13 protein-coding genes and 1 riboswitch are annotated in these 13,818 nt (G+C 62.3%); of the genes, 10 read left to right on the plus strand and 3 right to left on the minus strand.

Annotation, left to right across the window (positions count from 1 at the left end):
- Positions 1–796 (minus strand): glycine cleavage system aminomethyltransferase GcvT (locus AB7D48_RS11870; protein WP_427979309.1); only part of this gene is annotated, 796 nt, incomplete at its 3' end.
- Positions 797–957: 161 nt separating this feature from the next.
- Positions 958–1,053, minus strand: a riboswitch (glycine riboswitch).
- Positions 1,054–1,139: 86 nt separating this feature from the next.
- On the opposite strand from AB7D48_RS11870, the gene AB7D48_RS11875 reads away from it, so the two are divergent.
- The 5 genes from AB7D48_RS11875 to AB7D48_RS11895 all read left to right on the plus strand — a co-directional run bounded on the left by AB7D48_RS11875 (position 1,140) and on the right by AB7D48_RS11895 (position 4,879).
- On the plus strand, positions 1,140–1,925 hold the full coding sequence (locus tag AB7D48_RS11875) for an ABC transporter ATP-binding protein (RefSeq protein ID WP_427979312.1): 786 nt from the start codon (positions 1,140–1,142) through the stop codon (positions 1,923–1,925).
- A gap of 90 nt (positions 1,926–2,015) precedes the next feature.
- The gene (locus AB7D48_RS11880; RefSeq protein ID WP_427979316.1) at positions 2,016–2,411 is read left to right on the plus strand and encodes a response regulator; all 396 of its coding nucleotides are present in this window, start codon (positions 2,016–2,018) and stop codon (positions 2,409–2,411) included.
- A gap of 108 nt (positions 2,412–2,519) precedes the next feature.
- Complete coding sequence (locus tag AB7D48_RS11885; protein WP_427979319.1) at positions 2,520–3,416, plus strand: DnaJ C-terminal domain-containing protein; 897 nt, start codon at positions 2,520–2,522, stop codon at positions 3,414–3,416.
- The gene (locus tag AB7D48_RS11890; RefSeq protein ID WP_427979322.1) at positions 3,413–3,730 is read left to right on the plus strand and encodes a chaperone modulator CbpM; all 318 of its coding nucleotides are present in this window, start codon (positions 3,413–3,415) and stop codon (positions 3,728–3,730) included. Before AB7D48_RS11885 ends, AB7D48_RS11890 begins: the two co-directional genes overlap by 4 nt.
- 174 nt (positions 3,731–3,904) lie before the next feature.
- Entirely contained in the window at positions 3,905–4,879 is a 975-nt protein-coding gene (locus AB7D48_RS11895; protein WP_427979325.1) for a GNAT family N-acetyltransferase, read from the plus strand.
- A gap of 131 nt (positions 4,880–5,010) precedes the next feature.
- Here the strand turns inward: AB7D48_RS11895 and metH are convergent, their stop codons facing one another.
- The gene (gene metH / locus AB7D48_RS11900; protein ID WP_427979328.1) at positions 5,011–8,496 is read right to left on the minus strand and encodes a methionine synthase; all 3,486 of its coding nucleotides are present in this window, start codon (positions 8,494–8,496) and stop codon (positions 5,011–5,013) included.
- A gap of 38 nt (positions 8,497–8,534) precedes the next feature.
- On the opposite strand from metH, the gene AB7D48_RS11905 reads away from it, so the two are divergent.
- The 5 genes from AB7D48_RS11905 to AB7D48_RS11925 all read left to right on the plus strand — a co-directional run bounded on the left by AB7D48_RS11905 (position 8,535) and on the right by AB7D48_RS11925 (position 13,039).
- Entirely contained in the window at positions 8,535–8,864 is a 330-nt protein-coding gene (locus tag AB7D48_RS11905; RefSeq protein ID WP_427979330.1) for a hypothetical protein, read from the plus strand.
- Positions 8,865–8,967: 103 nt separating this feature from the next.
- Complete coding sequence (gene lpdA / locus AB7D48_RS11910) at positions 8,968–10,359, plus strand: dihydrolipoyl dehydrogenase (protein ID WP_427979333.1); 1,392 nt, start codon at positions 8,968–8,970, stop codon at positions 10,357–10,359.
- Positions 10,359–11,072, plus strand: a complete 714-nt coding sequence (locus AB7D48_RS11915; RefSeq protein WP_427979335.1) for a pyridoxine 5'-phosphate synthase — start codon at positions 10,359–10,361, stop codon at positions 11,070–11,072. Before lpdA ends, AB7D48_RS11915 begins: the two co-directional genes overlap by 1 nt.
- A 417-nt stretch (positions 11,073–11,489) precedes the next feature.
- Positions 11,490–11,987: a MarR family winged helix-turn-helix transcriptional regulator gene (locus AB7D48_RS11920; RefSeq protein ID WP_427979338.1), complete on the plus strand. Its 498-nt coding sequence runs from the start codon at positions 11,490–11,492 to the stop codon at positions 11,985–11,987.
- Positions 11,988–12,118: 131 nt separating this feature from the next.
- Positions 12,119–13,039, plus strand: coding sequence for a formate/nitrite transporter family protein (locus AB7D48_RS11925; RefSeq protein WP_427979341.1), 921 nt, complete (start codon positions 12,119–12,121; stop codon positions 13,037–13,039).
- On the opposite strand, the gene AB7D48_RS11930 is transcribed toward AB7D48_RS11925, so the two are convergent.
- Positions 12,987–13,814 carry an EipB family protein gene (locus tag AB7D48_RS11930; RefSeq protein ID WP_427979344.1) on the minus strand — a complete coding sequence of 276 codons (828 nt, stop codon included), beginning with the start codon at positions 13,812–13,814 and terminating at the stop codon, positions 12,987–12,989. The two genes, AB7D48_RS11925 and AB7D48_RS11930, sit on opposite strands and share 53 nt — an antisense overlap.
- Positions 13,815–13,818: the final 4 nt, after the last annotated feature.

Genomic DNA, 13,818 nt, shown 5'->3' on the forward strand with positions numbered 1-13,818 from the left:
GGCCCACCCGCCGTTGCGCCGGACCCACCGCCAGCGCCACGGTCACCGCCTTGGCGCCCCGGAAATGCCCCCCGGCCAGGCGTTTCCTGGACAGCGCGAAACCCAGCCCGGCGGCGACGGGATTGGTGGTTTCGTCGATATCGTTGCCATAGAGGCAGAGGCCCGCTTCCAGCCGCAATGAATCACGCGCCCCCAGCCCCGCCGGAACAGCCCCCCGGGCCAACAGCGCCTCGGCCAGCGCGGTTCCATCGAACCCTTCGCAACCGATCTCGAATCCATCCTCTCCGGTATAGCCGGAGCGGGTGACGATGCAGCCGATCCCGCCGATCGTCACCGCCGCGGCATCCATGAATTTCAGGGCGGCGGCCTCGGGCAGGATATCCACGGCCCTCGGCCCCTGCAGGGCCAGCAGCGCCCTGTCGAAGCGCGTGGTGACGACCACGCCATGGCCGCGCATATGCGCCACATCGGCTTCCTTGCGGCTGGCATTCAGCACCAGTTGAATCTGTGGGCCGAGATTGGCCACCATGAGGTCATCCAGAATGCCGCCTGCCTCATTCAAGAGCAGCGTATAACGCTGGCGGCCGGGTTTCAGCCCGGCGATGTCGCCTGGCACCAGCCGGGAAAAAGCCTCGATTTCGGCGATTTCCGCCTGCCCCATATGCGATACGTCGAACAAGGCCGCGCCGTCGCGGCAGGCATGATGCTCGGCCATGATGCCCTGATATTGCAACGGCATCTCATAGCCCGCGAATTCCACCATCCGCGCGCCGAGCCGGCGGTGCAGAGCGTCCAAAGGTGACTTGGCCAAAATATCCCCCAATCGTCAGTCGGCCCGGCCGATTTTGCCGGAAAAGCTGACCCCCCTCTGTCCTGTGACCTGAGAGATTCGGGTTTTCGCAAACCCTTGACCCCGTCGGTGCGGCGGGCATGCCCGCCGGCTTTCCAGAGTGTCCCGGACGATCCGCAGCCCTTTTGCCTGAGCGGTTCCGGGGGCCGGTTGCGCCTTCGGCGGCGGGATCATGCGACCCCGCTCTCTCCTGCGTCCGAGTAAGGACATTTCCCTTTTGCCCGAGGGCACGTAATTTGCAAAGCTGATTCTCACGTTGATACAGAAAAACCGAACCGAGGCTTGTCTCATGTCTGAAAATGCCCAGCCATCCCCCGCTCTCGCGGTTGATAACATTCATAAATCCTTTGGATCGCTGGAAGTCCTCAAAGGGGTCTCTCTGTCCGCCCAGGACCAGGATGTGATCGCGATTCTCGGCTCCTCCGGGTCGGGCAAGAGCACGTTCCTGCGCTGCATCAACATGCTGGAAATGCCCGACCGGGGCACGGTCTCGATCAAGGGGGAAACGATCGAGATGAAGGAGGGCAAGCAGGGCCGCGCCTGCGCGAGTCCGAAACAGCTTGAGCGGCTGCGCGCGCGGCTCTCCATGGTGTTCCAGCAATTCAATCTCTGGGGTCACATGACCGTATTGCAGAACGTGATCGAAGCGCCCGTGCACGTGCTGAAGCTCGACAAAAAATCCGCCGTGGCCCGCGCCGAGGCGATGCTGGAGAAGGTCGGCCTGTCCAGCAAGCTGGATGCTTACCCCGCCCAGCTTTCCGGCGGGCAGCAGCAGCGCGTGGCCATCGCCCGGGCCTTGGCGATGGAGCCGGAAGTGCTGCTGTTCGACGAACCGACCTCCGCCCTGGACCCCGAGCTGGTGGGCGAGGTGCTGAAAGTGATGCGCGACTTAGCCAAGGAGGGCCGCACCATGCTGGTGGTGACCCATGAGATGGGGTTTGCCCGGGAGGTGGCGAGCCGGGTGATGTTTCTGCACAAGGGCCAGACCGAGGAAGAAGGCGCGCCTCACGAAATGTTTACCAACCCGCGAACGGCCAGATTTAAACAGTTTCTGTCCAGCACATTGAAACACTGACAGGAGCCATTGCGACGGATGAAACGGGTCCTTAATTGAACCAGAGACAGATCGTCTCATCCGAAACAACCAACTTTCAATTGACCGCCCATGTCCGTGGATACTTTTCTTCATCACCCTCCCGCCTTGGCGCATGTCCTCCTGGTTGAAGACGAGGAGAGTATCCGCGCCATGCTGGCCGAGGAATTCTCCAGCCACGGCCTGATCGTCACCGAAGCCGCCGATGCCGACGAAGCCTGGAACATTCTTGAGGCCGGCGCTGGGGTCGATCTGGTTTTCTCCGACATCAGAATGCCCGGTTCCATGAACGGCACGGAACTCATGCGCCGGGTGCGGCGCAATTTTCCGCATATCAAGCGCGTGCTGACCTCCGGCAATCCCGGCCCTGACAACATGCCGGAGCTGGGACGGTTCCTGCAAAAACCCTACCGGCTGGAGACCGCCGCGCGCATGGCGCTGGACGTGCTGGGCCTGCCCTGCGCCTGAACGGCGCACGGGATGGCTGACCCGCGCCAGACGCAAAACACGTTATGAAATCAACGCGGAACCGCCTATCTTGGTGCAAGATTAAAATGCGACGAATCAGGGACGAGCATGGCAGACGACCCGTATACGGTACTAGGCGTGAAAAAAGAGGCGAGCGCGGCTGACATCCGTTCCGCCTACCGCAAGCTGGCGAAGAAACATCACCCGGACCTCAACCCCGGCAACAAACAGGCGGAAGAGACGTTCAAGGCCGTCTCCGCCGCCTATGAGCTGCTGAACGACGAGGAAAAACGAGCGAAATACGACCGGGGCGAGATCGACGCCTCCGGTACCGAGCGCCCGCAAGCCCAAGGCTGGCGGCAATATGCCGAAGCCGGGCCGGGCGAGCGTTACGCTTATTCCAGCGGCGGCATGGGCGGGGCGGATTTCGAGGATCTGTTCACCAATATCTTCAACCAGCGCCCGCGCGGCCCGGCCAAGGGGCATGACCATCATTACAGCCTGGAGGTCGCATTCCTGGAAGCGGTGAGCGGTGTCACGCGCCGCATCACCCTGCCGGATGGCGGCACGCTGGATGTGAAAATTCCCCCCGGCACGGAGGAAGGGGATGTGCTGCGCCTGCGCGGCAAGGGAGAAGCCGGGGCCAATAAGGGCCCGGCCGGCGACGCGCTGATCGAGGTCCATATCGCGCCCCACAAATTCTACCATCGCATCGGCCGGAACATCCATATGGACGTTCCGGTGTCGTTGAAGGAAGCCATATTGGGGGCCAAGGTGACCATCCCCACCCCAGCCGGCGATGTGGCCATGACCGTGCGGCCAGGCACGGAATCCGGCACCGAGATGCGGCTGCGCGGGCGCGGCGTGCCAGCCCATGGCAAGCATGCCGCGGGGGACCTGCATGTGAAGCTGCATGTGGTGGTCGGCCCCACGGACGAACAGCTGAAGAATTTCCTGCAAGGCTGGGAGCAGCCGGGCTTCAACCCGCGAGAGGGGCTGAAATGATCACATTCGAATCCCTGCATATCGCCGGGCTGGACGAAACCGAGCTGGGAAGCTGGATCGAGGCATCCTGGGTGCGCGCGCGCGGCCCCAAGGGAGCCTGGCGGTTCGAAGAGGTGGACGTGGCGCGGATCAGGCTGATCCACACGCTGCGGCACGATCTGGACATTGGCGAGCCGGCCATGCCGGTGGTGCTGTCGCTGCTGGACCAGCTTTACGAGCTGCGCCGCAACGCCGCCCGCCTGAACGAGGCCATGGCCGCCCTGCCCCCCGCCGCGCGGGCGGCATTGCTGGAAAAACTAGACCAACAGGCTTGATTTTCATTTTCAAACCAAACAGAAGACAATCGGGCCTTTCCACATGCGTCATGGCGGCGGCCTGACGACCAAAGCGTTTTAAAAGAACCAAAAAACCCGGCATGACCTGGATTGATTCATGCCACCAGCAACACTCATGGGATTGGCCCGCAGGCTAATTTTCAGGACAGCTTCATGACCGCGATGACGATCACAGCCCCCGAGGAAGCGTCCTGCTCTTCCGGAACTGATTTTTCACCGACGATTTTTCACGAACCCTGGTGGCTGCGCCTTGCCTCCGGGGAGGCATACAGCGAAGTCACCGTGGAATCGGGCGGGCGGCTGGCGGGCCGGCTGCCGTTCATCTCGCGCCGCCGTTTTGGCCTCCTAAAAACCATTCATATGCCCAGCCTCACCCATTATCTGGGCCCCGCCCTGGCTCCTGAATATGAGCGTCCAGGGGCCGTGAAATCCTTCAAGAGCATCGAGATCCATATGCAATTGCTCACGCAATTGCCCAAGGCCATGCATATCTGGTTTCGCCTGCATCCCGCTATCGCCACCACCCTGGCCTTCGACCGGGCGGGGTTCTCCAACCTCGCTCAATGGACCGTGGAAATCCCGCCCGCCGCCCCCACGGAGTTGTGGAAACGGATGCGCGATAAAACCCGCAACGCGATCCGCCGCGCGAGCGAGGTGATGCAAGCCGAGACCCTGAACGATAGCGCCTTCTTTTTCGATTTTTACAATGATTGCCTGCGCGATACCGGGCGGCAAAACAGCTACGACAAGGAATGCCTCAAACGATTAATTCCAGAAGCATTGTCGCGCGGCCGGGGACGGGTTCTGGCGGCGAGGGAGGCTGACGGCACACCGCAAGCGGCGATCTTCACGGTATGGGACGCGCGGCGGGAATATTATTTCATGTCCGCCCGGCGGCCGAAGGCGCATTTTGGCGCGGTCAGCCTGCTGCTCTGGAGCGCCTTGCAGGAAGCCGCCGCGCAAGGGCGCGTCTTCGACATGGACGGCATCCATGTGGTCGATGGCCAATGCCCAAATCTGCTGCTGCTGTCTGGTTTCGGCGGCAACTTCTCCCCGCGCTACTGCGTCTCACGCACCAATGCCGCGCTAAGCCTTCTGCAAACGGCCCGCCATCTCGTCCGGCGCTGAGAACGCCCCAGCGCCGGGAGCGTCCCAGCCGTTAACCCGGTGTTATCAGTACCGCGCGTCCCGCCCCTGAAATCTCATGGGCGAGGCTCGGCCTTATCCGGTCCGGTGAAGCCCTCCGGCCGGGCACCGCCTTAGACCGAGAAATATTTCGCATGGCTGTTCAATACCACGATGGCGCTCGTGGATTGTTCAGGATGCAACTGATGCTCGTCGGATAGTGAAATCCCGATCCGTTCCGCGCCCAGGAGTTTCAGGATCTGGGCCTGATCTTCCAATTTCGGACAGGCCGGATAGCCAAAGGAATAACGGCTGCCGCGATAACCCTGCCCCAGCATCTTCTCCATGTCCCGGTCATCCTCGGCGGCAAAGCCGAGTTCGGCGCGGATGCGCTTATGGGTGTATTCCGCCAGCGCCTCGGCCATCTCCACCGACACACCGTGCAGATAGAGATAATCCTGGTAACGGTTGCCCTCGAACCATTCACGCGCCACCTCGGAGGCCTTCTGGCCCATGGTGACGACCTGCAGGCCGATCACGCCGCGCCCATCCTCCATATCGGGGAAGAAATCCGCGATGCATTCGCCATCCTGCCTGGGCTGGCGCGGCAAGGTGAAACGGGCAACCTCGCTGGTGCCGTCCTCCTCGAACAGGACCAGGTCATTCCCCTGCCCCGCCGCTTTCCAATACCCATAAACCGCCCGCGGATGCAGGATAGCCTCCGCCTCGCAGAGATCGAGAATCCGCTTCATCACCGGGCGCAGCTCCTGGCGTGCCCAGCCCATGAAATCCTCCAGGCTCTTGCCCTGCTTGCGAAACCCCCATTGGAACTGGAAGAGCGAACGTTCATTCAGGAAGGGCACCACCGCCTTCGGCGCGGCCTCGATCGTTTTCGCGCCCCAGAAGGGCGGCACGAACACGGGCTGGTCCGCGTTCAGGCGGCGGCGGCGGGCTTGCACTTCCTTCACATCCACGGGCGCGAAGGCCTTCTCATCGGCTTGCCCCAGCTTGCGCTTGGTATTGCGCGCCTTCCCCACGCGCTTGGCCTGGACAGCGGCAAGGTAATCGTCGAAATCATTGCCCGTTACCTTGTCCATCAGGTGCAGACCGTCGAACGCATCGCGCGCATAGGCGACGCGGCCGGAGGCATAGGAGGCGGTGCAATCCTCCTCCACATAATTGCGCGTCAGCGCCGCGCCACCGAGCAGCACGGGAATATCCACCCCCTGCCGGGACAGCTCTTCCAGATTTTCCCGCATCACCACGGTGGATTTCACCAGCAGGCCGGACATGCCGATGGCATGCGCCTTATGCTCCTTGGCCGCGTTCATCATTTCCGCCAACGGCACCTTGATGCCGAGATTGACGACCTTGTAGCCGTTATTGGTGAGAATGATGTCGACGAGATTCTTGCCGATGTCGTGCACATCGCCCTTCACGGTGGCGAGCACGATGATCCCGCGCTCCTCGCCTTCCACACGCTCCATCATCGGCTCCAGATAAGCCACGGCGGCCTTCATGGTCTCGGCGGATTGCAGCACGAAAGGAAGCTGCATCTTGCCCGCACCGAACAGCTCGCCGACCACCTTCATGCCATCCAGCAGAATATTGTTGATGATCGCAAGCGGCTCGTGGGTTTGCAGCGCCTCGTCCAGATCCACTTCCAGCCCCTTGCGGTCGCCATCCACGATACGGTCCTTCAGCCGCCCTTCCGGTGTTTCGGCGCGCTTCTTGGCGGTGGCGTCGGCCGCCTTGCGCCCGGCGAAAATCTCCAGCAGCTTCTGCAACGGATCGTAGCCTTCGGCGCGGCGGTCGAAGATCAGATCCTCGCACACCTTCACCTCCGCCGGGTCGATCATGTGCAGCGGCCGGATTTTCGACACATGCACGATGGCGCCGGTCATGCCCGCCTTCACCGCATGGTCCAGGAACACCGAGTTCAGCACCGCGCGCGCGGCGGGGTTGAGGCCAAAGGAAATGTTGGACAAGCCCAGGATGATCTGAATATCCGGGAATTTATCCCGGATCATCTTGATGCCCTCCAGCGTCCATAGACCGAGCTTGCGGTCATCCTCATTGCCGGTGGCGATGGTGAAGGTCAGCGGATCGATCAGCAGATCCGATTGCGGCAGACCGTATTTGGTGCAGGCGAACTCCACCAGCCGCTCGGCGATGCGCAGCTTGTCAGCCGGTTCCTTGGCCATGCCCACCTCGTCGATGGTGAGCGCGATGACGGCGGCGCCGAATTTTTTGGCCAGCTTCAGCCGGTCGTGGGCGTGGCCCTCGCCATCCTCGAAATTGATCGAGTTGATGATCGGCTTGCCGCCATGCAGCTTCAGCGCCGCCTCGATCACCGGCGTCTCGGTGGAATCGATCACCAAGGGCGCATTCACCGATGAAGTGAAACGGGCGACGACCTCGCTCATCTCGGCTATTTCATTGCGGCCGACGAAGGCGGTGCAGATATCGAGCGCGTTGGAGGCCTCGGCCACCTGCTCGCGCCCCATCGCCACGCAGCCATCCCAATCGCCCGTTTCCTGCAACACGCGCCATTTCTTGGAACCGTTGGCGTTGCAGCGCTCGCCGATGGAGAAATAGCTGTTCTCCTGGCGCAAGGGCGTGGCGCCATAGAGGCTGGCCACGGACGGCACCCAGAAGAAATTGCGGGCCACCGGGGCCGGGCGCGGATTGCCCAGCTTCTTCAGCATGCCATCCAACGCCTGGATATGCGGGATGGAGGTGCCGCAGCAACCGCCGATGAGGTTCACGCCATCCTCGACCACGAAACGTTCCACCCAGCTTGCCATCTCCGCCCCGCCCAGCGGGTAATGGGTGGCGCCGTCCACCAGCTCCGGCAGACCGGCATTGGGCTGCACGGAAATCTTGCCCGGCCAATTCTGGGAGAGATAGCGTATATGCTCGGCCATTTCCTGCGGGCCGGTGGCGCAGTTCAGCCCCATCAGCGGCACGTCCAGCGCGTTGATCACGGCGGCGGCGGCGGCGATGTCCGGCCCCACCAGCAGCGTGCCGGTGGTTTCCACCGTCACCTGCACGAAAATGGGCGTGTCCGTGCCCGCCTGGGCGATGGCGCGCTTGGCGCCGTTCACGGCGGCCTTGATCTGCAACGTGTCCTGGCAGGTTTCGATCAGGATGGCATCCACCCCGCCCGCCAGCAGCCCCTGGGATTGCAGGAACAGCGCCTCTTCCAGCGGATCATAGGCGATGTTGCCAAGGCTTGGCAGCTTGGTGCCCGGCCCGATGGAGCCGATCACCCAGCGCGGACGGCCATCGGCGAAGCTCTCCGCGGCCTCGCGCGCCAGTTCCCCGGCGATCTTATTGATCTCGAAGGCGCGCTCCGTGAGGTCGAACTCGCCCAGCGTGATGGGGGATCCGCCGAAGCTGTTGGTCTGTACCATGTCGGATCCAGCCTCGTAATAGCCACGATGGATCTCACGCACGAGGTCAGGCCGGGAAAGATTGAGCACTTCCGTGCAATTCTCCTTGTCCCAGAAATCTGTCTCGACATCGAGGGTCAAGGCCTGGACGCGCGAGCCCATGCCGCCATCGCAGAGCAGAACATTACGGGAAAGAGCCTCAAGCAGGTGCGGACGTTTTGACATACTTGCCAGATACACCTGACCTTCCCTATCTCCAATGCATGAAAGAAGACCGGCGTATTCCTGTTTATATTGGCATCGCGCCCGGCCCGGACGACGCGGTGCTGGTGGAGGAGGAGCAGGACATGCCCGCAACGGGCCATGCCGTGCGGTTTGCCGTGCCTAAGCGTGGGCACCAGCCCGGATGTTTCTGCTGCACGGCGCGCGGCCCGGCGGCCAATGCCTTTTCCTCTCTCTACCGGGACAGAGCCTTGGGGGCGGCACCTTATTTCACCCGGGTCATCGTGTTGGCCTCCCTGGCCGGTCAGGCGGACATAAAGGCCGCCTTGGACCAGGACGCGGTGACGAAAGCCCGCTTTCGCCTCGGCTAAACCCCCGAAAATGCTAGGCTGCCCCGCCCCAGGCGAATTGTCTGGCACGGCGAGTAGGTTTAAGAGCCAAGCGCAGTCTTTTATTACCCTTGGGAGAGGAAGTATGGCCGAAACTTTCGACGTTATCGTGATCGGGGCTGGGCCCGGCGGTTATGTCTGCGCCATTCGCGCGGCTCAGCTCGGCTTCAAGGTCGCCTGCGTCGAGAAACGTGCAACTCTGGGCGGCACCTGCCTGAATATTGGCTGCATCCCCTCCAAGGCATTGCTGCAATCCTCCGAGAATTTCGAGGAAGCCGCCCACGGCTTCAAGGAGCATGGCATCAATATCGGCGAGATCAAGCTGGATCTGGCAAAGATGCAGGCCCGCAAGGGCGAGGTGGTGGCCGCCAACACCAAGGGCATCGAGTTTCTGTTCAAGAAGAACAAGGTCACCTGGATCAAGGGTGCCGCCAAATTCACCGGCGCCCATGAGGTCGAGGTGGAGGGCAAGGCCTATACCGCCAAGCATATCGTCATCGCCACCGGCTCCGATTCCGTGCCGCTGAAGGGTGTCGAAGTGGATGAAAAGCGCATCGTCACCTCCACTGGCGCGCTGGAGCTGGACAAGGTGCCGGGCCACATGGTCGTGATTGGCGGCGGCGTGATCGGGCTGGAGCTGGGCTCCGTCTGGCGGCGGCTGGGAGCCGAGGTCACCGTGATCGAGTTCCTGGACAAAATCACCCCCACCATGGACGGCGAAATTTCCAAGAGCTTCCAGCAGATCCTCACCAAGCAGGGCTTCAAGTTCAAGCTGGGCCACAAGGTGACCTCCGCCAAGGCCGACAGCAAGGGCGTGACCTTGACCGTGGAGCCCGCCAAGGGCGGCGCGGCCGAAACCGTGAAGGCCGACGTGGTGCTGCTGGCCATCGGCCGCTACGCTTATACCGAGGGGCTGAGCTTGGCCGCCGCCGGGGTCGAGACCGATGAGCGCGGCCGCGTGAAGATCGACAATCACTTCCAGACCAACGTGCCGGGCGTTTATGCCATCGGCGATGTGGTGGCGGGCGCGATGCTGGCCCACAAGGCCGAGGAAGAGGGTGTCGCGCTGGCCGAGATCCTGGCCGGACAGGCGGGCCATGTGAATTACGGCGCCATTCCGAGCGTGGTTTACACCTGGCCGGAAGTGGCCGCCGTGGGGCAGACCGAGGAAGAGCTGAAAGCCGCCGGCGTGACCTATAAGGTCGGCAAATTTCCCTTCATGGCCAATGGCCGCGCCCGCGCCATGGGCGCCACGGATGGTTTCGTGAAGCTTCTCTCCGAGAAGGAGACGGACCGGCTTCTCGGCGCGCATATCATCGGGCCGGATGCGGGCGGGCTGATCGCCGAATGCACCATGGCGCTGGAGTTTGGCGCCTCCGCCGAGGATGTGGCGCGCACCTGCCATGCCCATCCGACGCTGAGCGAGGTGGTGAAGGAAGCCGCCCTGGCCGCGGACGGCCGGCCGATCCACATCTGATGATCCGCTTAGGGGTCAATATCGACCATGTCGCCACGCTCAGAAATGCGCGCGGCGGCAACCATCCGGATCCATTGACCGTGGCGAAGGCGCTGGTCGGCTCGGGCATGGATGGCATCACGATCCATCTGCGTGAGGACCGGCGCCATATCCGCGACGCCGACGCCGAGGCGGTCTGCGCCTGGGCGGGCAAGCCGGTGAATTTCGAAATGGCGGCGACGGCGGAAATGGTTGCCATCGCCGCGCGGTTGAAGCCGCGTGGTTGCTGCGTGGTGCCCGAGCGCCGCGCCGAGATCACCACCGAGGGCGGGCTGGATGTGGCGAACCACCGCGACCAATTGCGCCCCGCCGTGGCCCGGCTGAAGGATGCGGGCATCCGCGTCTCGCTGTTCGTGGACCCGGCACCCGAGCAGGTGGAAGCCGCGGCTGAAATCGGCGCGCAGGTGGTCGAGCTTCACACCGGCGCCTATGCGAATGGCCGCCTGGGCGAGATGGAACGCTTATGCGCCGCGGCGGAGCTAACCGCGCGGCTAGGGTTGGAATGCCATGCCGGGCATGGGCTGACCTTTGCCAATGTGTCCCCCGTCGCGGCGCTGCCGCAAGTGACGGAGCTGAATATTGGCCATTATCTGATCGGCGAGGCCATTCTCACCGGCTTGCCCGCCGCCATCGCCGAAATGAAACGGCTGATGATCGAAGCGCGGATGCGCTGAGACCAGAACACCGGCCCTGAAACCAGAACGTTGAAAAACCGCCCCGCCCCGCGCGCGGCGGTTTTTTCTTGGTGGTATTTTTCTTGGTGGTATTCTTGCTTGCAAGCGCCACGGCAAAAAACGCCATGCTCAAATAAGATCACCTTGCCCAAGGGAAGCTCTCCCCGGAAAGCCCCGCTTTATATTGTATAAATATTGTACCGGGGCTGGGAATTTCAGCCGGAATATCCTCCCCGCCGCACCGGTCGGTTCATCTCATTTGGAGCGGGAAGAATCTGTTTTGTTGTAACAGCCACAACAGGTTGATCAAAAACATGTTACACACCCCAGGTAGTTGTTTTTTTTATATGGATCATGCTAACTGACCTACCTTAACAAGATATTATATCTTTTTTTATACACAGGGATGGCGAAGCCATGGATATCGGTGTTGGCGGTAAGAGCCCAATATTGGCAGCCTCGGCGCACAGCCCCGGTTTCCTGATCCGCCGGATTAATCAGATTCATCTGGCCTTGTTTGCCGAGGAAGCCGCCGGGTTCGACATCACCCCCGTGCAATTGAGCGTGCTGGCCGCCATCTCGAAGCAAGGCGGGCGCGACCAATCCTCCATCGCGGAAGAAATCGGCGCGGACCGCGCGACATTGGCGAGCGTCGCGGCGCGGCTGGAGACTGCGGGATTGATCCGGCGCACCATCGGACGAGCGGACCAACGGCAAAAGCTGCTGCATCTGACCGCCAAGGGCAAAAACATGCTCGCCAGGATGCAGAAACCATTGGCCTGCGCCAATGAGCGCACCATGGCTCCCCTTGACGAGGCCGAGCGCGAACTCTTCCTGAAATTGCTTTCAGCCTTGGTCGATGGCGGCAACGGCCATGCGCGCGCCAAGCTGCGCCTGTTGCCCGGCAAGGACTGAGAAACACCCCGCCCCAAACATCCCGACCCAAACATCCCGACCCAGGCGCCCGTCGGGAATTTAATCTGCCTTTAAGCCTCCCGGAAGAGCCGCCTCCCCATCTCTGCGATTTGGAGTAAGCGGAGCGGCTCATGGCTGAAGAGACTGGTTTCCAACATCTGGACGACGACGACCAAAGACTGGCGGAACGCCATTCCGTGCCGCGGGCATTCGTCATTCATGAAATCATCCGGGAGGAAGGCGAGCAGGAGCTGGAGCGTACAAGCACCGCCCTGGCCCTGTCCGGCCTCGCCGCCGGGCTGTCGATGGGATTTTCCTTTCTGACCGAGGCCTTGCTGACCGCCGGGCTGCCCCATACGCCCTGGCAACACACATTGGCGAGCCTGGGTTATGCCGTGGGCTTCATCATCGTGGTTCTGGCCAGGCAGCAGCTTTTCACGGAAAGCACCCTCACCGCCATCCTGCCGCTGATCACGCGCAGGGACCGGAAAACCCTGCTCGGCACATTGCGGCTATGGGGGGTGGTTCTGGCGGCGAATATCGCGGGAACATGGATTTTCGCGGCCCTCATGCATGCGCCGGGCCTGTTTCCCCCCACGGTGGGACCGGCCTTGCAGGAAATCGCCGACAAGGCGATTCCCGTGAATTTCGGCGGCACCTTCGTGCGGGCTTTTTTCGCGGGCTGGCTGATCGCCCTGATGGTCTGGATTTTGCCGAGCGCGGCGAACTCCCGCCCCTTCATCGTGACCGTCATCACCTATGTCGTGGCGCTGGCGCAGCTTTCCCACATCATCGCCGGTTCGGCCGAGGCCGCCTATGCCGTGCTCTCGGGGTCGGCCACGGTCGCCGACTATGCGGGAGGGTTTTTCCTGCCCACCCTCCTGGGCAACATGGCTGGCGGAATCGTGATGGTCTCGGTGCTCAATCACGGCTCCATCGCACCGGAGATCCTGGAAAGGTTGAGCGGCGCCACCCGGGCGGGGCGGCGCGCCACGTTGCTCAGGGCGCCTTCGCAGCCGGGCAAGCCGAAGGCGGCACGTCCAGGGAAGTGAGCTTGCCCGTCATCACGAAATCCCCGAAATCCAACACGAGCCCGGTGGCCACGCCATTCTCGTAATAGCGCATCGAGGTTCTAAAATCCGGCGTCTCATCGTCATTCTTGCGTTCGAAAAAGGCGATATCCACATCCGTGCTGGCATATTTGTCGAGAGCGGGCCATTTCGTCTTTTCCGGACCATGATGGCCCAGCACGGTGACGAAAGTCGCCTGAGCGCCGTCGGCGGATGTACCGTCGAACAGCAAGGGCGCGATGAATTTATTCCCGGCCCGACCCGCGGCCAGCAGCGCCTCGGTATGCTGCATGGGGAAAAGCGTGCCCGGCGGCATCTTCAGTTCGGTATTTGCCGGTGTGGTGTATTTGATCACGCCCCGGTCATCCGGCCCCGTATGGGTTGCGATGCCCGCATCGTCGATCTTCTGCTTGCCGTCGTTATCGCGCTCACGCAGGGTGAAGCTCAGCGTCTTGCCGTCCTTGCTCTCCCAGGTGATGTAGTCGCTGACGGATTTGGTCAGCGACCCATCCACGTTGCGGATGATCAGGGTCATATGCTGTGTCGTGGCCCAGCCGGTGCAGCCATCCACCACGTTGAAGCTCATCTGCCCGGTGGCACCGGTGATGTCGTGCGTGCGCAGCTTGGACAGGGAAAGCGTATAGACCGCATGCTGGCCGGTAAGCTGGCTGGCGAGAGCGGGGGCGGAGCCATTGGCGGCCATGGCGGGCAAGGGGGCTAGCACCGCCAGCAAGGCGAATACGGAAACAAGCTTCATGACG

The sequence above is a fragment of the Acidocella sp. genome, from assembly GCF_050253495.1.
Lineage (GTDB): Bacteria > Pseudomonadota > Alphaproteobacteria > Acetobacterales > Acetobacteraceae > Acidocella.

Bases quoted from the DNA above. Each gene is read 5' to 3' on its own strand.
- AB7D48_RS11875 (WP_427979312.1), top strand. From the start codon at position 1,140: ATGTCTGAAAATGCCCAGCCATCCCCCGCTCTCGCGGTTGATAACATT.
- AB7D48_RS11880 (WP_427979316.1), top strand. From the start codon at position 2,016: ATGTCCGTGGATACTTTTCTTCATCACCCTCCCGCCTTGGCGCATGTC.
- AB7D48_RS11885 (WP_427979319.1), top strand. From the start codon at position 2,520: ATGGCAGACGACCCGTATACGGTACTAGGCGTGAAAAAAGAGGCGAGC.
- AB7D48_RS11890 (WP_427979322.1), top strand. From the start codon at position 3,413: ATGATCACATTCGAATCCCTGCATATCGCCGGGCTGGACGAAACCGAG.
- AB7D48_RS11895 (WP_427979325.1), top strand. From the start codon at position 3,905: ATGACCGCGATGACGATCACAGCCCCCGAGGAAGCGTCCTGCTCTTCC.
- metH (WP_427979328.1), bottom strand. From the start codon at position 8,496: ATGTCAAAACGTCCGCACCTGCTTGAGGCTCTTTCCCGTAATGTTCTG.
- AB7D48_RS11905 (WP_427979330.1), top strand. From the start codon at position 8,535: ATGAAAGAAGACCGGCGTATTCCTGTTTATATTGGCATCGCGCCCGGC.
- lpdA (WP_427979333.1), top strand. From the start codon at position 8,968: ATGGCCGAAACTTTCGACGTTATCGTGATCGGGGCTGGGCCCGGCGGT.
- AB7D48_RS11915 (WP_427979335.1), top strand. From the start codon at position 10,359: ATGATCCGCTTAGGGGTCAATATCGACCATGTCGCCACGCTCAGAAAT.
- AB7D48_RS11920 (WP_427979338.1), top strand. From the start codon at position 11,490: ATGGATATCGGTGTTGGCGGTAAGAGCCCAATATTGGCAGCCTCGGCG.
- AB7D48_RS11925 (WP_427979341.1), top strand. From the start codon at position 12,119: ATGGCTGAAGAGACTGGTTTCCAACATCTGGACGACGACGACCAAAGA.
- AB7D48_RS11930 (WP_427979344.1), bottom strand. From the start codon at position 13,814: ATGAAGCTTGTTTCCGTATTCGCCTTGCTGGCGGTGCTAGCCCCCTTG.